The sequence below is a fragment of the Amycolatopsis xylanica genome (genome assembly GCF_900107045.1).
GTDB classification, from domain to species: Bacteria; Actinomycetota; Actinomycetes; order Mycobacteriales; family Pseudonocardiaceae; genus Amycolatopsis; species Amycolatopsis xylanica.
Genome location: NZ_FNON01000001.1, coordinates 1,439,019 through 1,460,249, shown reverse-complemented (window position 1 = coordinate 1,460,249; position 21,231 = coordinate 1,439,019). Strand labels below are relative to the sequence as shown.

Genomic DNA, 21,231 nt, shown 5'->3' with positions numbered 1-21,231 from the left:
GGAGCGCGCCCGATGCGTGTGCTGATGCTGAGCACGCCCTTCCCCTCGCATTTCGTGCCACTGGTGCCGCTGGCCTGGGCATTGCGCGCGGCGGGCCACGAGGTGGTGGTAGCCGCGCAGCCCGACGTCACCGACGTGGCGCACTCGGCAGGCCTGTGCACCGCCATGCTCGGTGACCGGTTCCATGGCCTCGATGTCGTGCTCGACGTGCTGCCCGAGGGCAGCAGGCTGATCCACCTGCTCGGCAAACCGGCGCCGGAGCAGGTGAACCTGTCGTTCTGGCAGGTGCACGCCAGCTACCTGCTGCCGCGCTATCTCGAGTTCGCCCGTGCGTGGCGGCCCGACCTGGTGGTGTCCGAGCAGATGGAGTTCGCCGGGCCGATCGTCGCCGCCGCGCTCGGCGTGCCGTCGATCCAGCACCGGTGGGGTGTCGACGCGATGAGCGACTGGGCACGCGAGGACTGCGCGCGGTCGATGCGGCGCATCTGCCTGCGCCTGGGCCTCGACGGTTTCCCCGGCCCCTCGGTACTGCTCGACCCTTGCGCGCCCGAGCTTCAGGTGCCGGGAATCGCACCGGCCCGCCCGATCCGGCATGTGCCGTTCAACGGTCCCGGTGAGCGGCCGGGCTGGCTCGGCGACCGCACGGCGGACCGGCGGCTCTGCGTGACACTCGGCGGGCAGACCTTGGCGCTCAACGGGGTTCCGCTGTTCCGCACGATCATCGAGGCGGCGGGCGCGCTGCCGGAGGTCGAAACGGTGGTCACCGCGGACCCGGCGTACTGGGCGGCCATCGGGCCGGTGCCGCGCTCGGTCCGGCTCGTGCCGCCGACCCCGCTGCACCTGTTCCTGTCCACCTGCGACGCGGTGCTCCACCACGGCGCGGCCAACACCACGATGACCGTCTCGGCGGCGGGACTGGCGCAGCTGGTGCTGCCGCAGATGCAGGACGAGTTCACCGCGGCCGACCGGGTGGCCGGGGCGGGCATGGGGCTCGTCATCGACACGGCGGACGGCCAGGACGACCCCGCGACGGTCCACGCGGCACTCGAGAAACTGCTCGCCGACCCGCGCTACGGCACGGCCGCGGCCGGGATCGCACGCGGCATGGCGGCCATGCCTTCCCCGGCCGCCGTCGCGGCCGAGCTGGCCACGCTGCGCTGACCCCTTCATGACACCTTTCGTCCGGATCGTCCGCGACTGCCCGCGCCTGAAACCAGGATGAGACAAAACTTGGTGACGGTCAAGTATTTTCCCGGGTCAGGTTTCGGTGGCCGCGTCCTTGAACCTTTCTCGACGGTCCCCGAGAAGCATCACCGGTGTTGGCAGGGGTTTCCGGTGTGAAGGCGGGTGTCGTGATGCGGATTCTGGTGACCGGCGGGGCGGGCTTCATCGGCTCGAACTATGTGCGAGCGCTGCTGGCCGACGCCTATCCGGGCTGCCGGGGTGCGCGGGTCACCGTGGTCGACAAGCTCACCTACGCCGGCAACCGGGCGAACCTGCCTGCCGAGAGCTCGCGGTTTTCCTTCGTACAGGCCGATATCGCCGATCCGGAGCCACTGCGCGAGCTGGTCGCCGGGCACGACGCGGTCGTCCACTTCGCCGCCGAGTCCCATGTGGACCGTTCGCTGACCGGCGCAGGGGAATTCGTGCGCACCAACGTGCTCGGCACGCAGAACCTGCTCGAGAGCTGCCTGCGCGCCGGGGTCGGCACGGTCGTGCACGTGTCCACCGACGAGGTGTACGGCTCGATCGAGTCCGGCGCCTGGACCGAGGACTGGCCACTGCTGCCGAACTCGCCCTACGCCGCGTCGAAGGCGTCGAGCGATCTGATCGCCAGGTCGTACTGGCGCACCCACGGCCTCGACGTGCGGATCACCCGCTGTTCCAACAACTACGGGCCCTACCAGCACATCGAGAAGCTGATCCCGCTGTTCATCACCCGGCTGCTGTCCGGGCTGCCGGTGCCGCTGTACGGCGACGGGGCCAACGTCCGCGAGTGGATCCACGTGGACGACCACTGCCAGGCCGTCCAGCTCGTGCTCGAAGGCGGCGCGCCCGGTGAGATCTACAACGTCGGTGGCGGGACCGACCTGTCCAACCGCGACATGACCGAGCGGCTGCTCGAGCTGTGCGGCGCGGACTGGAGCAGCGTGAAACAGGTCGAGGACCGCAAGGGCCATGACCTGCGGTACGCGCTGGACGACACCAAGATCCGGACCGGGCTGGGGTATCGGCCCCGTGTCCCGTTCGACCGAGGACTGGCGGAGGTCGTCGACTGGTACCGGGACAACCGCGACTGGTGGACACCGCTGCTGACCAGCCCGACGACCCGGTGAGCACGTGACCACCGCGAGGAGTACTCCCATGTCTGTGACCATCGACCGGCCCGCCGACCGGCGCGGCGCCGACCTGAGCCGCCGTTTCACCACCTCGGCGCACGCGCTCGACAGCGAGGTGACGCCGAACAAGGTGTTCCACGACTGGTTCGACGAGCAGCGCCGGGTCAACCAGTTCGACGTCCGGCCGATCCCGTTCGCCGAGCTGACCGGCTGGCATTTCGGCGACGGCGACGGCAATCTCCGCCACGACAGCGGCAAGTTCTTCTCCGTCGAGGGGCTGCACGTCAGCACCGACTGGGAGGACAGGGGCTCGTGGATGCAGCCGATCATCAACCAGCCGGAGATCGGCATACTCGGCATCGTCGTCAAGGAGTTCGACGGCGTGCTGCACTGCCTGATGCAGGCCAAGATGGAGCCGGGCAACATCAACACCATCCAGCTTTCCCCGACCGTGCAGGCGACCCGCAGCAACTACACCGGGGTGCACCGCGGCCGGGGGATCCCGTATCTGGAGTACTTCGCGCAGCCGCGCCGAAGCCGCGTGCTCGTCGACGCGCTGCAGTCCGAGCAGGCCGCGTGGTTCCTGCACAAGCGCAACCGCAACATGGTGGTCGAAGTCGTCGAGGACGTCGAGCCGCATCCGGACTTCTGCTGGCTGACCATCGGCCAGATCCACCAGTTGCTGTTGCGGGACAACGTGGTCAACATGGACGCCCGCACGGTGCTGTCCTGCGTCCCGTTCGAGGCGCCCAACGGCGGAGCGCGCGGGATCGTCCGCGGCGGCTACCGCGAAGGGCTGCTGCGGTCGCTGTCGGCGGACACCCGGTCGCTGCACAGCACCGGGGAGATCCTCAGCTGGCTGACGGAGGCGAAGGCACGCCACGAGCTGGTCCAGCGCAGTGTCCCGCTGCACCTGGTCGAGCGCTGGCATCAGCGTGAGGACGAGATCGGGCACGAGGAAGGCAAGTACTTCAAGGTGATCGCGGTCGCGGTCGGCGCCAGCAACCGCGAGGTCACCCAGTGGACCCAGCCGCTGCTGGCGCCCGTGGAGCAGGGCCGGGTCGCGTTCCTGGTCCGCCCGATCGACGGCGTGCTCCACCTGCTGATGCACGCCAAGATGGAGGCGGGCGTGCTCGACGTGACCGAGCTGGCGCCGACCGTGCAGTGCCTGCCCGGCAGTTTCGCCGACCTGCCACCGGAACGCAGGCCCGCCTACCTCGACCTGGTGACCGCCGCCGACCCCGCGTCGATCCGGTACGACACCGTGCAGTCGGAGGAGGGCGGCCGGTTCTACCGCGCCGACAACCGGTACCAGGTGATCGAGGTCGGCGATGACTTCCCGCTGCAGGTGCCGGAGGAGTTCCGCTGGGTGACCGTGGCGCAGGCGACCGAGCTGCTGCGGCACAGCAACTACCTCAACATCCAGGCCCGCAGCCTGCTGGCCGGCCTGCACACGACGTGGTGAGGGGACAGTCGATGGCGCTGAAGCAACCGAAAGTGGTGGTGCTCGGCGGGACCGGCTGGGTCGGCAGGCATGTCACCGCCGCGTTCACCGCGGCCAGTCACGAGACCGTGGTGGTGGCCAGGGACGGCGCCCGCGCCGTCCCGCCCGCGCGGTTCGTCTCGCTGGACCTGGTGACCACCCCGGTGACCGAGATCGCCGCGTTCTTCGCCGAGACGGCCCCGGACATCATTGTCAACGCGGCCGGACGTCCTTGGGGCGTCAGCGAAACCGTGATGCGGTCTTCGCTGCTGGAGCTGACCGAACGCGTCGTGGCCGCCGTCGCCGGGCTCGAGCGGCGGCCCCGGTTCGTGCAGATCGGGTCGGTGATGGAGTACGGCCCGGCCACCGAAGGCGTGCCGATCACCGAGTCGACGCCCGCGAACCCGGCGAGCGCGTACGCCCGGATCAAGCTCGCCGCCTCGGCCGCCGTGCTCGCCGCCGCCAGGGCGGGGCGCCTGGACGGTGTCGTCGTGCGCCTGGTCAACATCGCGGGGCCGGGCACGGCGCCGACCAGCCTGCTGGGGCGGGTCATGGAGACCCAGCTCGCGGCCAGGCGGGCGGGTGAGACCTCGCGGCTGCGGCTCACCCCGCTGCGTGCGCTGCGGGACTACATCGACATCCGCGACGGCGCCGACGCGATCCACGCGGCCGCGCTCGGTGGTCCCACCGGGGAGCCGGTCAACATCGGCAGCGGCGCCCCGATCGCCGTCCGCTCGCTGGTCGATTCGCTGATCGAGATCAGCGGGGTGCCCACCGACCTGGTCGAGGCCGAGGCGGTCGCGCCCGCTTCGCCTGGCGCTGGCGGGGACTGGCTGGCGGTCGATCCGGCCGCCGCCGCGCGGCAGCTGGGCTGGAAGGCGCACCGCGGCCTCGACGGCGCGCTGCGGGACGACTGGAACGAGCGCCTCGAGCGCTGAGCTGGAAGGAAGAAAGTCGATGCGAGTTCTGTTCGTCACGGTCCCGGTGCGCGCGCACACGATGCCGCTGGTGCCACTGGCCTGGGCGCTGCGCGGCGCCGGGCACGAGGTGCTGTTCGCCAGCGCGGGCGAGGCGTCCGCGGTGGCGGGCGCCGGGCTGCCGATGGCCGATATCGCGCCGGGGCTGAACATCCGGCCGCTGTTCGTCTCGCTGTTCGCCAGGCACGACGGGCTCAACGAGCCGCGCCCGCCGAGCGACGAGGAGAACCTCACGATCGCGGAGATCTTCGGCAAGCTCAACCTGATCCTCGCCGACGGGCTCGACGGGCTCGCCAGTGCCTGGCGCCCAGATCTCATCGTGCACGACGCGACCGCGGTCGCCGGCGCGGTGATCGGCGCGAAGCTCGGCATCCCGGCGGTGCGCCACGACTACGCGATGGAGAGCGCCGAAGGCCTGCGCGACCGGTTCGGCGCCGCCATGGACGCCGAACTCGCCCGGTTCGGGCTCGACGCGCTGCCCGAGGAGATCGCGGCCATCAACATCACCCCGCGCAGCGTGGTGCCCAGCGACGACTGGCCGATGCGGTGCCTGCCGTTCAACGGCGGCGCGACGACCCCGCCGTGGCTGCTCACCGAGCCCCGCCGCCCGCTCGTCGCCGTCACCATGGGGCTGACCTGGGGCAATCTGTACGGCCCCGTCGAGCAGATCGTCTCGGCCGCCGCCGAGGTCGACGCCGACTTCGTGCTGGCGCTCGGCGAGCGCGACGTGTCGCATCTCGGCGCGCTGCCGCCGAACGTGCGCGCGGAAGGCTGGGTGTCGATGTCGGAGCTGATCCCGCGGTGCGCCGCGCTGATCCACCACGGGGGCGGCGGCACCGCGTTCGCCGCGCTGGCGCACGGGGTGCCGCAGCTGATCTATCCTGGCGGGATCTCGCATTTCGAGGGCGCCGACGCGATCGCGGGCCGCGGCGCCGCGCTGATCGGCGCCGAGGAGGACTTCGACCCGGCACTGGTCGGGCGGGTGCTGGAGGACCCGGCGGTGCGGGCCGCGGCCACCGAGGTGAGCGCGGAGATGGCGCAGATGCCGTCCCCGCTCCAGGTGGCCAGGCGCCTGACCAGCCTGGTGGCGTGAGGTGCCCGGAGCGCTACGGATCGGGGTGCTCGGCTGCGCGAGCATCGCCGAACGCCGCATGCTGCCGTCGATGCTCGCGCAGCCCCGGGTCGAGCTGGTCGCCGTCGCCAGCCGTCACGCGGAGAAGGCCGAGCGCTTCGCGCGGCTGTTCGGCTGCGAGGCGGTGACCGGCTACGAGAGACTGCTCGCCCGCGAGGACATCGACGCCGTTTACGTGCCGCTGCCGCCTTCGCTGCACGCGGAATGGGTGCGCAGGGCATTGCTGGCGGGAAAGCATGTGCTGTGCGAAAAGCCGTTCGCGGCCACGCTCGCCGAAGCGGAGTCGGCCGTCGCGCTCGCCAGGGACCGCGGTCTACTGGTGATGGAGAGTTTCATGTTCCTGCATCACCGGCAGCACGCCGAAGTCCGGCGCCTGCTCGATGAAGGCCTGATCGGTGAGCCACGCGGATTCTCCGCCGATTTCGGCATCCCGCTGCTCGATGGCGGTGGCGGGCACGCCAGCACGTTGCCCGAGGTCGCCGTCTACCCGATCCGCGTGGCCGAGTTCTTCCTCGGCTGGGAGCTCGAAGTGCTCGGCGCGTATGAACGCTGTGACGCGGCAGGCGAGTTCGCCGTCGCAGGCGACGCCATGCTGCGCGCGCCGTCCGGGGTCATCGCTCATCTGCGCTATGGGCTGGAACACGGCTACCGGGCCGAGTACACGTGGTGGGGGAGCGCGGGCACGCTCACGGTACGCCGCGCGTTCAGCACCCCGGACGACCACGCGCCGGTGCTGCGCGTGGAATGCCGCTCCGGCGTCGAAGACCTCGTGCTGAAGCCGGACAGCCAGTTCGTGAACATCGCCGGATTCTTCGCGGAGGCGGTACTCGACGGCGGCGAATTCCGCACGCACGCCGACGCGATACTCCGGCACGCCGAACTGCTCGACCGCGTCCGGGTCGCCGCCCAGCTCGGCGGCTGAGCCGTTTTCGCGACTTGACCTGCATTTGATATCGGCGGGTTTGTTTGCCCGGTTATTCCCGAATGTTTGGATCGGGGATGTGCACAAAGAAACATCGGGCGCGTGGCCTTGATACCACGTTGGAAACACTGCCCTTGAGCGGTGGCCATCGCGTGCATAGGTTCGGTTTAGTACCGCTGAACTGGGGGTAAGAAATGAAGTTCAACATTCTCGGGTCGATCCAGATGTTGCACGAGGGGGAGTCGTGCACCCCGTCGGCGCCGAAGGTCCGGCGCACGCTGGCCCTGCTGCTCCTGCGGACCAATCACCTGGTGAACACATCGTCCTTGATCGACGAGTTGTGGTGCGACAACCCGCCGAGAAGCGCGATCACCACCACGCAGACCTACATCTACCAGCTGAGGAAGATCCTGCTCCGCGTGCTCGGGGAGCAGGCCGCCGCCGAGATGCTGCTCACCCAGCCGCCCGGTTACGTGCTCCGCCTCGAGGACGACCAGCTCGACGTGAAGGTCTTCGACCGGCTCGCCGAGCAGGGCCGCGACCTGGTGGCCCGCAACCGGCTCGAGGACGGTTCGCGGGTGCTGCGGGCCGCGCTGAGCCTGTGGCGCGGGTCGGCGCTCGCCGACGTCACCGCGGGCCCGATCCTCGAGTCCTATGTGTCCCATCTCGAGGAGACGCGGATCCGGACACTCGAGCTGCGCGTGCAGACCGATGTCCGGCTCGGCCGCTACCGCGAGCTGATCCCGGAACTGCGTTCGCTGGTCGCCACCCACCCGCTCAACGAGTGGTTCCACGCCCAGCTGATCACCGCGCTGCGACAGGCCGGCCGCCGTGGCGAGGCACTGCAGGCCTACCAGTCGCTGCGCCGGGTCTTGCGTGACGACCTCGGCCTCGAGCCGTCGCAGTCGGTGCGCCGGTTGCAGGAGGACCTGCTCAACGGCGGCGATCAGCAGGGCTCACTGGCCACCGTGGTCGAGCTGCCCTCGCCGGCCGAGCGGCGGGAGTTCGGGTCGCTCGCGATCATCTGAAGCAGTCTCCGGAAGCGGGAGCCGTCGTGGTCGACGGCTCCCGCTTTCTTTGCGCGCCAGGTGATCCAGCGAGGCTCCACCCTGGTTCGAACGCGGGCGCCCATCGTGGAACCGGCGTCAGCGCCCGTCCGTCCACAAAGGAGGCAGCCAGTGACCTCACTCCCGCGTCAGGCACCCACGGTGCTGGTCACCGGCGCCGCAGGCATGCTCGCCAGAGCACTCGTCCCCGTGCTGCTCGACGCCGGGTTCCGGGTCACCGTCACCGACATCGACTTGAGCGTCCCGGCGCCGTGGGGACCCGGCGGGCCGATCCTGTCCACAGTGGACGTACGGGTCGACTCGCAGGTCGAGCTGGCCGTGCGGGCGGCCGCGCCGGACGTCGTGCTGCATCTGGCCGCCGAGACGAGCCTGGAGATCTGCGAGAACGACCCGGCGCACGCGATGAGCACCAACGCCGAAGCCGTCCGCCGGGTCGCGCTGTCCTGCCGCCGCAACGGCGCGCGCATGGTGTACATCAGCACCGCCGGGGTCTTCGACGGCGAGAAGGACGATCCGTACACCGAAGCCGACGCCCCTCGGCCGATCAACTGGTACGGCCGCAGCAAGGCGGTGGGCGAGGAGCACGTCGCCGGGCTGCTGGACGGCCACCACATCCTGCGTGCGGGCTGGATGGTCGGCGCGCCGATGGCCAAGGACCACAAGTTCCTCGGCCGGATCGTCGGCCAGCTCAAGTCCGGCCGCACGGTGCTCAACGCGGTCGGCGACAAGTTCGGCAGCCCGACCTACGCGCCGGACTTCGCCGCCACCATGCTTCCGATCCTGCGCGGGGAGGTCGCTCCCGGGCTGTACCACGCGGTGTCCGAAGGCCGCCGCAGCCGCTACCAGATCGCCCGCGAGATCGTCGCCACGCTGGGCCGGGACGACATCGAGGTACGCGAAGTGGATTCGGCCTTCTTCGCGCGCGACTTCTTCGCACCGCGCCCGCGCTCGGAAGTGCTGAGCAACACCAGCCTGCGCGCGGCGGGCCGCAACCTCATGCGGCCGTGGCCGGAGCCGCTGGCGGACTATCTGCGGCCATGGCAGGCCGAGCTCGGCACCCCGCTGCGGAGTGCGAGCCGGTAGCCCGGTCTTCCACCGGCGCTCGAGCCCCCGATAGCAGGCTGCACAACGGAAACACCGGTGGAGAGGACCACGCTGTGGCAGGAATAGGCACCGCGCGACGCGTCGTGATCACGGGGATCGGCGTCGTCGCGCCCGGCGGCATCGGCACCAAGCAGTACTGGGAACTGCTGACCGCGGGCCGCACGGCGACCCGCACGATCTCGCTGTTCGACGCCTCGCCGTTCAGGTCGAGGGTGGCGGCGGAGTGCGACTTCGACCCGGTGGCGGCGGGTCTGTCCCGGCGGGAGATCCGCAAATGGGACCGCACCACCCAGTTCGCGGTGACCGCGGCGAAGGAGGCCTTCGCCGACAGCGGGATACTCGGCGAGGCCGAGCCGCACCGCGTCGGCACCATGGTCGGCACCGCGTGCGGCATGACCACCAGCCTGGACCGCGAGTACGCGGTGGTCAGCGACGAGGGCAAGACCTGGCAGGTCGACGCGGAGCACGCGGTGCCCTACCTCTACGACTACTTCGTGCCCTCGTCGATGGCGGCCGAGATCGCCTGGCTCGCCGACGCGCAGGGCCCGGTCGGCATCGTCTCGACCGGCTGCACCTCGGGGATCGACGTGCTCGGGCACGCCGCCGACCTGATCCGCGACGACCTCGCGGACGTGATGATCAGCGGGGCCTCCGACGCGGCCATCTCCCCGATCACCGTCGCCTGCTTCGACGCGATCAAGGCGACCACCCCGCGCAACGACGACCCGGAGACGGCGTCACGGCCGTTCGACCGCTCACGGGACGGGTTCGCGCTCGGCGAGGGCGCGGCGATCTTCGTGCTCGAGGAGCTCGAGCACGCCCGCCGCCGCGGCGCCTCGATCTACTGCGAGATCTCCGGGCACGCCACCCATTCGAACGCGCACAGCATGACCGGCCTGCGTGCCGACGGCCGTGAGCTCGCCGAGTCGATCCGCGCCGCGCTCGACCAGGCCAGGCTCGACCCCGGCGATGTCGGGTACGTCAACGCGCACGGCTCGGCCACGAAGCAGAACGACAAGCACGAGACCCAAGCGGTCAAGCGCAGTCTCGGCCACCACGCCTATTCGACGCCGATGAGCTCGATCAAGTCGATGATCGGGCACTCGCTCGGCGCGATCTGCTCGCTCGAGGTCGCGGCCTCCGCGCTGACCATCGAGCACTCGGTGATCCCGCCGACGGCGAACCTGCACGAGCCGGACCCGGACTGCGACCTGGACTACGTGCCGTTGGTGGCCCGGGAGCGGCGGGTGGACTCGGTGGTCAGCCTGGCCAGCGGGTTCGGCGGGTTCCAGAGCGCGATCGTGCTCACCAAGCTCCGGATCGACCGGTGACGGCGGTCGCGGCGGCCGCGTACCGGCCGGTCGTCACCGGCATCGGCGTCGTCTCGCCGAACGGCCTCGGCACCGAGGCGCACTGGGCGGCCACCCTGCGCGGCGAGCTCGGGATCACCGCCGTGACCAGGTTCGACCCCGGCCAGTACCCGGCGCGCCTGGCAGGCGAGGTCAAGGATTTCGTGCCGGGCGAGCACCTGTCGGGCAGGCTGCTGCCGCAGACCGACCAGATGACCAGGCTGGCGCTGGTGGCCGCGGCCGAGGCGCTGGCCGACGCGGGCGCGGACCCGGCCGAGCTGCCCTACTTCGGCGCGGGCGTGGTGACCGCGGCGTCCGCCGGTGGCTTCGAGTTCGGCCAGCGCGAGCTGGAAGCGTTGTGGAGCAAGGGCGGAGCCCACGTCAGCGCCTATCAGTCGTTCGCCTGGTTCTATCCGGTCAACACCGGTCAGATCTCGATCCGGCACGCCATGCACGGCCCCGGCGCGGCCCTCGTCACCGACCACGCCGGCGGGCTGGACGCGGTGGCGAAGGCACGGCGGCACGTCCGCGACGGCACACCGCTGATGGTCACCGGCAGCGTGGACAGCGCGCTCTCGCCGTGGGCCTGGGTCTGCCTGCTGCGGTCCGGCAGGCTCTCCGAGTCCGCCGATCCGAGCCGGGCCTACCTGCCGTTCGACCGCGGCGCCAACGGTTACGTGCCGGGCGAAGGCGGTGCGCTGCTCGTACTCGAAGACCCAGCGGCCGCCGCGCGGCGCGGGATCCCCGACGGCTACGGCACGATCGCCGGGCACGCGTCGACCTTCGACCCGAGGCCGGGTTCCGGCCGTGAGCCCGGCCTGCGCCGGGCGATCGAGCTCGCGCTGGCCGACGCCCGGCTGGCGCCGTCCGACATCGACGTCGTGTTCGCCGACGCGGCGGGCGTGCCGGAGCAGGACCTGCTCGAGGCACAGGCGCTGGCGGCGGTGTTCGGGCCGCGCGCGGTGCCGGTGACCGCGCCGAAGACGATGACCGGCAGGCTGCTGGCAGGCGGCGCCGCCCTCGATCTCGCGATGGCGCTGCTCGCGCTGCGCGACGGCGTCATCCCGCCGACCGTCCACATCGACGACCCCGCGTACGGCGCACTGGTCGATCTCGTGGGGCCTTCGCCCCGCGAAACCGGGCCCGCCACCGCACTGGTCGTCGCCCGCGGCGTCGGCGGTTTCAACTCCGCCATGGTGGTCAACGGAAAAGGAGCCGGAAATGGCTGAATTCACCCTGGAAGCACTGATCGCGGCCCTGCGTGAGGCGGCGGGCGAGGACGAGGCGGGCGGGCTCGGTGGCGACATCCTCGACACCGACTTCGACGAGCTCGGCTACGACTCGCTGGCGCTGTTCAACACCGTCGGCAAGATCGAGCGGGAGCTCGGGATCAGCCTCCCCGACGAGACGGTCGGCGAGGCCACGACGCCCCGGCTGCTGCTGCGGTCGGTGAACGAGAACCTCGGGCAGCGGGTCTGATGTGCGGAATCACCGGGTGGGTCGACTTCGCCCGTGACCTGACGGCCGAGCTCGCCACGGCACGGGCGATGACCGCCACGATGAACTGCCGGGGCCCGGACGCGGAGGGGCTGTGGTCGGACCGGGACGTCGTGCTCGGCCATCGCAGGCTCGCCGTGGTGGACCTGGCGGGCGGCGTCCAGCCGATGGTCGCCGAGGAGGACGGCCGCACGGTCGCGCTGACGTTCTGCGGGGAGGTCTACAACTTCCGTGAGCTGCGCGCGGAGCTGGTGTCGCACGGGCACCGGTTCCGCACCCGCAGCGACACCGAGGTGGTGCTGCGGGCGTATCTGCGCTGGGGACCATCCTTTGTGGACCGTCTCAACGGCATGTTCGCGCTGGCGATCTGGGACACCGCCACGCGCGAGCTGCTGCTGGTGCGCGACCGGATGGGCGTCAAGCCGCTGTACTACCACGTCACCGCGCACGGCGTGGTGTTCGGTTCGGAGCCCAAGGCGCTGCTGGCGAATCCGCTCGTGCCCCGCCGGGTCGACCGGGAGGGGCTGTGCGAGGCGCTCGACATGGTGAAGACCCCGGAGCACGCGGTGTTCACCGGACTCAAGGAGGTCCGGCCGGGACAGCTGGTGCGGGTCGGCCGCGGCGGTGTCGAGAAGCGGCAGTACTGGCGGCTTGAGGCCAAGCCCCACACCGACGACCTGCCGTCCACCATCGCGCACATCCGCGGCCTGCTCGAGGACATCGTGGACCGCCAGCTAATCGCGGACGTGCCGGTCTGCACACTGCTGTCCGGCGGGCTCGACTCCTCGGCGGTCACCGCGCTGGCCGGAAAGCGGCTGAGCGAGCAGGGGCGCGGCCCGGTGCGGTCGTTCTCAGTGGACTTCGCGGGCCAGGACGGCTTCGAGCCCGATGCCGTCCGGCGGGCGGCGGACACCCCGTTCGCGCTCGACCTCGCCGCCCATGTCGGCGCCCGGCACGAGCAGGTGCTGCTCTCGGGCGGCGACCTCGTCGACCCGGCCGTCCGCGCCGCGGTGCTGGCCGCCACCGACCTGCCGCCCGCGTTCTGGGGTGACATGTGGCCGTCGCTGTACCTGCTCTTCCGCGCCGTCCGCCAGCGCTCCACCGTGGCGCTGTCCGGGGAATCGGCCGACGAGCTCTTCGGCGGCTACCGCTGGTTCCACAACCCACGCGCGGTGAGCGCCGAGACGTTTCCCTGGCTCACCAAGGGATCCGCGCGCTACTTCGGCGGCCTCACCTTCCTCGACCGCGACCTGCTCACCAAGCTCGACATCCCCGGCTACCGCGCCGAGCGCTACGCCGAGGCACTGGCCGAGGCGCCCGAGCTGCCCGGCGAGCCACCGGAGGAGCGGCGCATGCGCACGCTCACCTACCTCAACCTCACCCGGTTCGTGCAGACCCTGCTCGACCGCAAGGACCGGATGAGCATGGCGGTCGGGCTCGAGGTGCGAGTGCCGTTCTGCGACCACCGACTCGTCGAGTACGTCTTCAACGTGCCCTGGTCGATGAAGTCCTTCGACGGCAGGGAAAAGAGCCTGCTGCGGGCCGCGACCGCCGACCTGCTGCCGCGCTCGGTGCTGGACCGCGTCAAGAGCCCGTACCCGGCGATCCAGGACCCCGGCTACGAGCGCGCGTTGCGCACGGAGCTGGCGGGCGTGCTCGACGACCCGGACGCGCCGGTGCTGCCGCTGCTGGACACCGGCCGCGTCCGGACGGCGCTGGCCACCCCGGTCAGCGCGGTCAGCAGGCCGTACGACCGCGGCGGCCTGGAAATGGCGCTGTGGCTCAACGCCTGGCTCACCCGCTACGGCGTCACCGTCGACCTCTGACGCAGGAACACCACAAGGGCCGCCCTTGTCACGCTCTACGTGACAAGGGCGGCCCTTGTGGTGTCCGGTCAGGACTTGGTGGCGACGAACTCTCGGATCGAGGCCGCGACGAAGTCGATCATCTCCGCGGTCAGGTCCGGGTAGACGCCCAGCCAGAACGTCCGCTCGGTGATGATGTCGCTGTTGGTCAGCGCGCCGACGACGCGGAACTCGCGGTCGAGGTAGCCGGGGTGCCTGGTCAGGTTGCCCGCGAACAGCAACCGCGTGCCGATCCGGCGCGCGCCGAGGAACTGCAGCAGCTCGTAGCGCTCGAAGGGCGCGTCGGCGGTAAGGGTCAGTGCGAAGCCGAACCAGCTCGGGTCCGACTCGGGGGTCGCCTCCGGCAGCATGAGCCAGGGGGTCGTCTCGAGGCCGGCGCGCAGGCGGGCCCAGTTGCGGCGGCGGGCGGCGCCGAACTCGTCGAGCCTGGCGAGCTGGCTGAGGCCGAGCGCCGCCTGGATGTCGGTGCCCTTCAGGTTGAAGCCGACGTGCGAGAAGGTGTACTTGTGGTCGTACTGGGCGGGGAGTTCGCCCAGCTGGTAGGCGAAGCGCTTGTGGCAGGTGTCGTCCTCGCCCGGCTCGCACCAGCAGTCCCGGCCCCAGTCCCGCATGGACTCGACGATCCGGGCCAGCGCCAGGTTGTCGGTGAGGACACAGCCGCCTTCGCCGGTGGTGATGTGGTGCGCGGGGTAGAAGCTCACCGTGGACAGGTCGCCGAAGGTGCCGGTGAGCCTGCCGCGGTGGGTCGAGCCGACGGCGTCGCAGTTGTCCTCGATCAGGAATAGCCCGTGCTCGTCCGCGATGCGGGCGATTTCCTCGATCTCGTAAGGGTTTCCGAGCGCGTGCGCGATCATGATCGCCCGCGTCTTCGGCCCGATCGCCGCTTCGACCCGGTCCGGGGTGGTGTTGTAGGTGCGCAGGTCGACGTCGACGAACACCGGCACCATGCCGGTCTGCAGTATCGGGTTGACCGTGGTCGGGAACCCGGCGGCGACGGTGATCACCTCGTCGCCTGGACCGAGCCTGCGGTCCTCCAGCTGCGGCGAGGTGAGCGCGGACAGCGCCAGCAGGTTCGCCGAGGAACCCGAGTTGGTCAGGTGCGCCTTGCGCAGGCCGAGCGCGCGGGCGAACTTCCGCTCGAACTTGCGCGAGGTGACGCCCGCGGCGATCCGCATCTCCAGCGCCGCCTCGACGAGCGCGACCCGGTCCTCCTCCGCGAGCACCGCGCCGGACGGCCCGATCGGCGTCACCCCGGGGCGGAACACGCGATCCTCGGTCACCTGCTGGTGGTACTTGCCGACGGTGTCCAGGATGAGCGCCTTCAAGTCGCTCGCCATCGTTGCCTCCATCAAAGGGGTACGGGGAAGGTCCGGCACGCAGGCCGCCACCGTCCGGCTCGGCTCCATGCTGCGCAACGCGGTTCGAGGCGGCGTCAAGCTGCGGTGGAGTTACGTGAGCGCCTTCGTGCGGCTCACGAGGTCGCGCGCCACCGCGGCAGGGCTCGGCATGGCCGCCATGACCGCGCCGAGTGCCGTGGCCTTGGCGGCGGGGCCGTCGTCGAGCATCCGCCGGACGGCCGCCCTGATCGCGTCCGGGTCGTTCTGCTCGGCGGCCTCGTACAGCGCGGCCGCGGCTCCGGCGCCGGCGAGCCGCTCGGCGGCGTCGGCCTGGTCGGGGAACTGCGGCAGCAGCACCTGGGGCAGGCCAGCGCTGAGCGCGCTCAACGCGGTGCCGGCGCCGGTGTGGTGCACGATGGCCGCGCAGGTGTCCAAGAACAGGTGCAACGGGGCAGGCGCCACCAGCCGGACCGGCTTCGGCACCGGTCCCAGCGCGGCGAGGAATTCGGGGCTCACGGTGACGACCGACTCGACGTCCGGCATCCCGCCCAAAGCGTCCACAATGGACCGAAGCAGGGGAATGCCGTTGAGGCTCAGCGTCTGCCAGCCCAGCGAGACACACACGCGGTGCTCCGCACGCCGGTCGTGCAGCCAGCCGGGTACCGGGCCCGCCGCGCTCGGCAGGTGCCGGATCGGGCTGCCTTCGGCGATGCCGGGCATCTGCAGTTCCGGCGGGCAGGGGTCCAGCAGCACATCCGGATCGGGCAAGCCCGGCAGCCCGTGGCGGCGGCACGCGGCGAGCAGCGCGGTCCTCGCGAATTCGCGGGCCGGGCCGCCGAGCGGGTCGATGCCCCACCGGTGCTGCACGCACGGCACGCCGAGCACCGCGCCGAGGATGGTGCCGCAGAACTCCAGCTGCTCGGAGACGATCAGGTCCGGCCGCCACCGCCTGGCGAACTCGAGATAGCGGGGGAGCAGGTAGTTGGCGTGGATGTACCACAGCGCGACCAGCTGCCGGATCGGCACCCGCCGCCCGAGATACTCCAGCGGCCTGCGGCCCTCGGGGAGCTCGGCGAGCATGTTCTCCAGTCCGTGGAAGCCTTCGCCGACCGTCGCGGTGGTCAGGCCCGCCGTGTGCACCACGCCGGTGATGTCGGGTTGCGCGGCGAACACGACCTCGTGCCCGTCGGCGCGCAGCGCGTGCGCCAGCGGCAGCACCGAGGCCGCGTGCGAGGGATACGGCGTGCTGAGGAACATCACCCGCATCGGGTCACCCGCCCGCGAGCGCGACGAGGTCGCGCACGACGGCGGCGGGGGTGGGCATCGCCGCGATGGTGTCGCGCAGCCCGGCCGCCGCCTTGGTGTGGCGTGGATCCTCGAGCAGCCGGGTCAGCGCCGCGTGCACGGCGGCGGGGTCGTCCTGCTCCTCGGCCAGCGGGACGCTGATCCCGGCCTCGGTCGCGGCGATCCGCTCCGCCGCGATGTGCAGGTACGGCAGTTGCGGCAGCACCAGCTGCGGCAGGCCGTAGTAGAGGCTGGTCAGTGTCGAGCCCGCGCCGCCGTGGTGCACGACGGCGTCACAGGTGTCGAGGAAGAGGTTGAGCGGCGTCGGCGGCACCACCCGCACGGACTTGGGCACCGGGCCGAGCTCCTCGGTGAACTCGGGCGCGACCGTCACCAGCACCTCCGTGTCGTCGACCTGACCGCAGGCGTCCACAATGGACCGCAGCAGCGGCACGCCGTTGAGACTCAAGGTCGAGCCGCCGAGCGAGACGCAGATCCGCCGGTCGGCTCGCCGCTCGGTGCGCCAGCCGGGCACCTGGCCGACGCCGTTGAACGGCACCGGCCGGATCGGCAGCCCCGCCGGGATGCCGGGCACCTGCAGCGGCGGCGGGCACGGGTCCAGCACCGCCGTCGGCTCCGGCAGGCCGTCGAGGCCCAGCCGGACGCAGGTGGTGTGCATGAGCGAGCCCGCGATCTGCCTGGCAGGGCCGCTCAGCGGGTCGACGCCCCAGCGGTGCAGCACCGACGGCACGCCGAGCACCCCGGCGATGATGCAGCCCGCGAGCTCGACCTGCTCGGAGACGATCAGGTCGGGCCGCCACGCGCGGGCGAACTCGAGGTAGCGGGTCAGGTAGTAGCCCGCGTGGATGAACCACAGGCCGACCTGCGGCGGGCCGTCGGACGGCGGACCGGCCACCTGGAGCGGCCGCTTGCCGTCGGTCAGGGTGAGCCGCACGGCGTCCTCACCGTGGAACCGGTCGCCGATCGGGGCCGCGCACAGCCCGGCGGCCTTCGCCGTGTCGGCGACGTCGGGCTGCCCGACCACGATGACCTCGTGCCCGGCGGCACGCAGCGCGTGCGCCAGCGGCAGCATCGGCAGCGTGTGCGACCCGAAGGGCGTGCTGGTGAACATGACCCGCATCGGAGTTTCTCCTCATCGCCGGGATTTCAAGGACTTCAGCGCAGTGCGGTGGCGAGATCGGTGACGACCAGGGCCGGGCTGGGCATGGCGGCCATCTCGGCGCCGATCGCGGCCGCGGCCTTCGCGTGGCGCGGATCGGCGAGCACCTGGTCGAGCGCCGCACGCAGCACGGCCGGATCTCGTTGCCGGTCACCGTCTTCGATCGTGACCGCCGCCTCGACGGCGGCGACCCTGTTCGCGGCCGCGTACTCGTCGCCGAGCTGCGGGAGGATCACCTGCGGCTTGCCTGAGCCCGCGACGGTCATCGCGGTGTTGGCGCCGCAATGGTGGACGACCGCGTCGCACCCGTCGAGGAACAGGTGCAGGGGAGTCGGCGGCACCACCCGCACGGACTTGGGCACCGGGCCCAGTTCGGCGGCCGACTCGGCGTCGGCGGTGACCACGGCCTCGACCTCGTCCATGCCGTCGAACGCCTCGCAAATGCCGCGCAGCAAAGGGATCCCGCCGAGTTTCAGCGTCCACCTGCCCAGTGAGACGCACACCCGGCGGTCGGCGCGTCGGTCGTCGAGCCACTCAGGGACACCACCGGGGCCGTTGTACGGCACATGCCTGATCGGCAGCCCCGGCGTGACGCCGGGGATCTGCAGCGTGGGCGGGCACGGGTCGAGCAGCAGCGTCGGTTCCGGCAGGCCGTCGAGGCCGTGGCGCAGGCACGCGGCGAGCAGCGCGGTCTTCGACACCGCGCGGATGGTGTCGCTCAGCGGGTCGATTCCCCACCGGTGCCGGATCGAGGGGATGCCCAGCACGGCCGCGATGATCGTGCCGGTCAGCTCGAACTGCTCCGAGACGATCAGGTCCGGCCGCCACGACCGCGCGAACTCCAGGTACCTCGGCAGCAGATAGCCGGCGTGGAAGTACCAGAGCATGGCGCTGCTGGCAGGCGACGCCGTCCGGCCGGACGCGGCGCCGCCCAGCCCGCCCGCCCGCGCCAGCGCGCGGACGTTGTCGAACGCGTAGTACCGCTCGCCGACGGTCGCGGTGCACAGCCCGGCTTCGTGCGCGAGGTCGACGACGTCGGGCTGCGCGACGACGCGCACCTCGTGGCCCGCGGCGCGCAGCGCCCAGGCGAGCGGGATCATCGGGGAGAAGTGGGAAGGAAACGGGGTGCTCAGCAGCATGACGCGCATGGACGGGCCTCCCGCTCAGGCGGCCGGGGCGCAGGCGAGCGCCTCGAGCCGGGTGACGACCTCGGCCGGGCTGGGCGCCGCGGCCATGTCGGCGGCGAGCCCGGCGGCCGCTTCGGTGAACCGGGGCTCCGCCAGCAGCTCGTCCAGCGCGTGCCGCACCGTCTTGACGTCGTCCTGATCGGCCGCCTCGTCGAGGACCAGCCCGGCGCCGGTCGCGCGGAGCCGGTCCGCCACCTCGAACTGGTCGACCAGCTGGGGCAGCGCGAGCTGGGGGAGCCCGAAGGAGGTGGCCGTCATGAGCGAGGCGCTGCCGCTGTGGTGCACGACGGCGTCACAGGTGCCGAGGAACAGGTTGAGCGGCGTCGGCTCGACCACGCGGACATTGCGTGGCAGCGGGCCGAGCTTCGCGGCGTGCTCGGGCTCCAGCGTGACCAGTGCTTCGACGTCGTCCAAACCGTCGAAGGCGTCGATGATCGTGCGGAACAGCGGCAGGCCGTTCAGCTGGACGGTGACCCCGCCGAGCGAGACGCACACCCGCTTGTCCGCACGCCGGTCGTGCAGCCACGGCGGCACCGAGCCCGCGCCGTTGACCGGGAGATACCGCAGCGGCTCCGCGGCGGCGATCCCGGGCACCTGCAGTTTCGGCGGGGTCGGGTCGAGCCATTCGGCCGGCTCGGGGAAGCCGTCGAGGCCGAGGCGGCGGCAGAGCATGCCGAGCACACCGCCGCCCATCTCCCGCACCACGGCGCTCAGCGCGTCGATGCCCCAGCGGTGCTGGATCGCCGGAACGCCGAGCACGGCGCCGATGACGCAGCCGGTCAGCTCGAGCTGCTCGGAGACGATCAGGTCGGGCCGCCACGCGCGGGCGAAGTCGAGATGGCGGGTCAGGTGGTAGGCGGCGTGGATGTGCCAGATGGACAGCCCCCTGCTGTTCTCCACCGTCTTGTCGAACAGATGGATCGGCCGGTGCCCCTCGGTGAGGCCGAACCGGAGCATGTCCAGCGTGTGGAACCGGTCGCCGATCACCTCGGCGCACAACCCGGCGCCGGTCGCGACGTCGGCGACGTTCGGCGACCCGGCGAACACCACCTCGTGGCCCGCCGCCCGCGCGGCCCACGCGAGTGACAGCATCGGCGCCACATGCGCCTCCACCGGGGTGCTCAAGAACATGACTCGCATCGAAGGCTTCTCCTCGGTCCGGTGGTCAGGTGGCGGCCGCGAGCGCGCCGAGTTCCCGCGCGACCTCGGCCGGGCTGGGCATCGCGGCCATCGCCGCACGCAGGTCCCCGGCGGCGTGGCGGTACCCGGGCTCGCCGAGCAGCGTCCCCAGCGCGGCGCGGAGCACGGCGGGGTCGTCCTGCTCGTCCGCGGTGTCGACGCTGATCCCCGCGCCCAGCGCCGCCAGCCGTTCGGCGCCGGCGAACTGGTCGGTGTTCTGCGGCAGTGCCAGCTGGGGCAGGCCGAAGTGCAGTGACGTCAGCATCGAGCCGACCCCGCCGTGATGGATCACCGCGTCGCAGTGGGGGAGCAGCAGGGTCAGCGGGGTCGGCGGGACGACGCGCACCGTGGGGGGCACCGGGCCCAGCTCGGCGGCGTACTCCGGTTCGGCCGTCACGAAGACCTCGGTCTCGTGGTCGTCGGCGAAAGAGTCCACAATGGACCTGAGCAGCGGGACGCCGTTCAGCTGCAGCGTCAGCCTGCCGAGTGAGACGCAGACCTGACGGTCGGCGTGGCGGCGAGCCCAGTCCGGCCGGGCGCCGGCGCCGTTGAACGGCACCGGGCGGATCGGCGTCGCGGCCGGGAGCTCCGGCAGCTGCAGTCCTGGCGGGCACGGGTCGAGCCAGAGCGTCGGATCCGGCAGCCCCGGCAGGCCGAGGCGTTCGCAGGTGGCGGCCAGCACGACCCGGCCGAGTTCGCGGGCGGGGCCGCTCAGCGGGTCGACCCCGAGCCGGTGCCCGACCGACGGCACGCCGAGCGTCGCGCCGATGATGGCGCCGGTCAGCTCCAGCTGTTCGGAGATGATCAGGTCCGGCCGCCACTGCCTCGCGAAGTCCAGATAGGACGGAAGCAGATAGCCGGCGTGCACCGACCAGGTGCCCGACTTCGCCTTCGGATCGGGCTTCCCGAACGCCCGCAGTGGCCGCTGCCCGGCGCCGAGGCCGATCCGGAGTATGTCGGTGCCGTGGAACGGGTGCCCGATCGTCGCGGTGCAGAACCCGGCCGCGTGCGCCGCGCCGGTGATGTCCGGCTGCCCGGCCACCAGCACCTCGTGCCCGGCCGCACGCAGCGCCCACAACAGCGGGGTCATCGGCGCCAGATGGCTGGGGAACGGCGTGCTCAACACCATCACACGCATCGGCGCGGTCTCCTCGTCAAGCGGCGGAACGGCTTCGCTGCGGAAAAGTAGGCCGGTCGCGTGGTGGCTTTTTCGGAGCGGCATCCAGCCCCGCTCGACGTTCGGTCGAAACCGCTGGCTCCAGCTCCGCACGAGGCCGCGCTGGTGTCATCACCGCTGTACGCGAAGACTTCCGACGAACGAAGGCGACG

Annotated in this window: 18 protein-coding genes; 12 read left to right on the top strand and 6 right to left on the bottom strand. The window is 71.5% G+C overall.

Annotation, left to right across the window (positions count from 1 at the left end; genetic code table 11):
- Nucleotides 1-12: 12 nt before the first annotated feature.
- The 12 genes from BLV57_RS06430 to asnB all read left to right on the top strand — a co-directional run bounded on the left by BLV57_RS06430 (nt 13) and on the right by asnB (nt 13,696).
- Nucleotides 13-1,161 carry a nucleotide disphospho-sugar-binding domain-containing protein gene (locus BLV57_RS06430; RefSeq protein ID WP_091287576.1) on the top strand — a complete coding sequence of 383 codons (1,149 nt, stop codon included), beginning with the start codon at nt 13-15 and terminating at the stop codon, nt 1,159-1,161.
- Nucleotides 1,162-1,355: 194 nt separating this feature from the next.
- Nucleotides 1,356-2,336 carry a dTDP-glucose 4,6-dehydratase gene (gene rfbB / locus BLV57_RS06425; protein ID WP_091287917.1) on the top strand — a complete coding sequence of 327 codons (981 nt, stop codon included), beginning with the start codon at nt 1,356-1,358 and terminating at the stop codon, nt 2,334-2,336.
- A gap of 28 nt (nt 2,337-2,364) precedes the next feature.
- The gene (locus BLV57_RS06420) at nt 2,365-3,804 is read left to right on the top strand and encodes an NDP-hexose 2,3-dehydratase family protein (protein WP_091287575.1); all 1,440 of its coding nucleotides are present in this window, start codon (nt 2,365-2,367) and stop codon (nt 3,802-3,804) included.
- Between the two features lie 11 nt (nt 3,805-3,815).
- A complete protein-coding gene (locus tag BLV57_RS06415) occupies nt 3,816-4,760 on the top strand; it encodes an NAD-dependent epimerase/dehydratase family protein (protein ID WP_091287574.1) in 945 nt (314 codons plus the stop codon).
- 19 nt (nt 4,761-4,779) lie between these two features.
- The gene (locus tag BLV57_RS06410) at nt 4,780-5,892 is read left to right on the top strand and encodes a nucleotide disphospho-sugar-binding domain-containing protein (protein WP_091287573.1); all 1,113 of its coding nucleotides are present in this window, start codon (nt 4,780-4,782) and stop codon (nt 5,890-5,892) included.
- A 1-nt stretch (nt 5,893) separates the two neighbouring features.
- Complete coding sequence (locus BLV57_RS06405) at nt 5,894-6,853, top strand: Gfo/Idh/MocA family protein (RefSeq protein WP_091287572.1); 960 nt, start codon at nt 5,894-5,896, stop codon at nt 6,851-6,853.
- Nucleotides 6,854-7,047: 194 nt separating this feature from the next.
- On the top strand, nt 7,048-7,881 hold the full coding sequence (locus BLV57_RS06400) for an AfsR/SARP family transcriptional regulator (RefSeq protein ID WP_091287571.1): 834 nt from the start codon (nt 7,048-7,050) through the stop codon (nt 7,879-7,881).
- A 150-nt stretch (nt 7,882-8,031) separates the two neighbouring features.
- A complete protein-coding gene (locus BLV57_RS06395) occupies nt 8,032-9,003 on the top strand; it encodes an SDR family oxidoreductase (RefSeq protein ID WP_091287570.1) in 972 nt (323 codons plus the stop codon).
- Between the two features lie 74 nt (nt 9,004-9,077).
- Nucleotides 9,078-10,355 (top strand): beta-ketoacyl-[acyl-carrier-protein] synthase family protein, encoded by a 1,278-nt coding sequence (locus BLV57_RS06390; RefSeq protein WP_281244387.1) that lies wholly within the window; start codon nt 9,078-9,080, stop codon nt 10,353-10,355.
- Nucleotides 10,352-11,602, top strand: coding sequence for a ketosynthase chain-length factor (locus tag BLV57_RS06385; RefSeq protein ID WP_091287568.1), 1,251 nt, complete (start codon nt 10,352-10,354; stop codon nt 11,600-11,602). Before BLV57_RS06390 ends, BLV57_RS06385 begins: the two co-directional genes overlap by 4 nt.
- The gene (locus BLV57_RS06380; protein WP_091287567.1) at nt 11,595-11,852 is read left to right on the top strand and encodes an acyl carrier protein; all 258 of its coding nucleotides are present in this window, start codon (nt 11,595-11,597) and stop codon (nt 11,850-11,852) included. Before BLV57_RS06385 ends, BLV57_RS06380 begins: the two co-directional genes overlap by 8 nt.
- Nucleotides 11,852-13,696 (top strand): asparagine synthase (glutamine-hydrolyzing), encoded by a 1,845-nt coding sequence (gene asnB / locus BLV57_RS06375; RefSeq protein ID WP_091287566.1) that lies wholly within the window; start codon nt 11,852-11,854, stop codon nt 13,694-13,696. The genes BLV57_RS06380 and asnB overlap by 1 nt, the downstream gene beginning before the upstream one ends.
- 68 nt (nt 13,697-13,764) lie before the next feature.
- On the opposite strand, the gene rfbH is transcribed toward asnB, so the two are convergent.
- The 6 genes from rfbH to BLV57_RS06345 form a co-directional block, all read right to left on the bottom strand.
- Complete coding sequence (gene rfbH, locus BLV57_RS06370) at nt 13,765-15,072, bottom strand: lipopolysaccharide biosynthesis protein RfbH (RefSeq protein WP_091287565.1); 1,308 nt, start codon at nt 15,070-15,072, stop codon at nt 13,765-13,767.
- 111 nt (nt 15,073-15,183) lie between these two features.
- The gene (locus BLV57_RS06365) at nt 15,184-16,338 is read right to left on the bottom strand and encodes a nucleotide disphospho-sugar-binding domain-containing protein (RefSeq protein ID WP_091287564.1); all 1,155 of its coding nucleotides are present in this window, start codon (nt 16,336-16,338) and stop codon (nt 15,184-15,186) included.
- 4 nt (nt 16,339-16,342) lie between these two features.
- Nucleotides 16,343-17,497, bottom strand: coding sequence for a nucleotide disphospho-sugar-binding domain-containing protein (locus tag BLV57_RS06360; protein WP_091287563.1), 1,155 nt, complete (start codon nt 17,495-17,497; stop codon nt 16,343-16,345).
- 35 nt (nt 17,498-17,532) lie between these two features.
- Nucleotides 17,533-18,684, bottom strand: coding sequence for a nucleotide disphospho-sugar-binding domain-containing protein (locus BLV57_RS06355; protein WP_091287562.1), 1,152 nt, complete (start codon nt 18,682-18,684; stop codon nt 17,533-17,535).
- Between the two features lie 15 nt (nt 18,685-18,699).
- Nucleotides 18,700-19,863 carry a nucleotide disphospho-sugar-binding domain-containing protein gene (locus tag BLV57_RS06350; protein WP_091287561.1) on the bottom strand — a complete coding sequence of 388 codons (1,164 nt, stop codon included), beginning with the start codon at nt 19,861-19,863 and terminating at the stop codon, nt 18,700-18,702.
- A 25-nt stretch (nt 19,864-19,888) separates the two neighbouring features.
- Nucleotides 19,889-21,040 (bottom strand): nucleotide disphospho-sugar-binding domain-containing protein, encoded by a 1,152-nt coding sequence (locus BLV57_RS06345; protein WP_091287916.1) that lies wholly within the window; start codon nt 21,038-21,040, stop codon nt 19,889-19,891.
- Nucleotides 21,041-21,231: the final 191 nt, after the last annotated feature.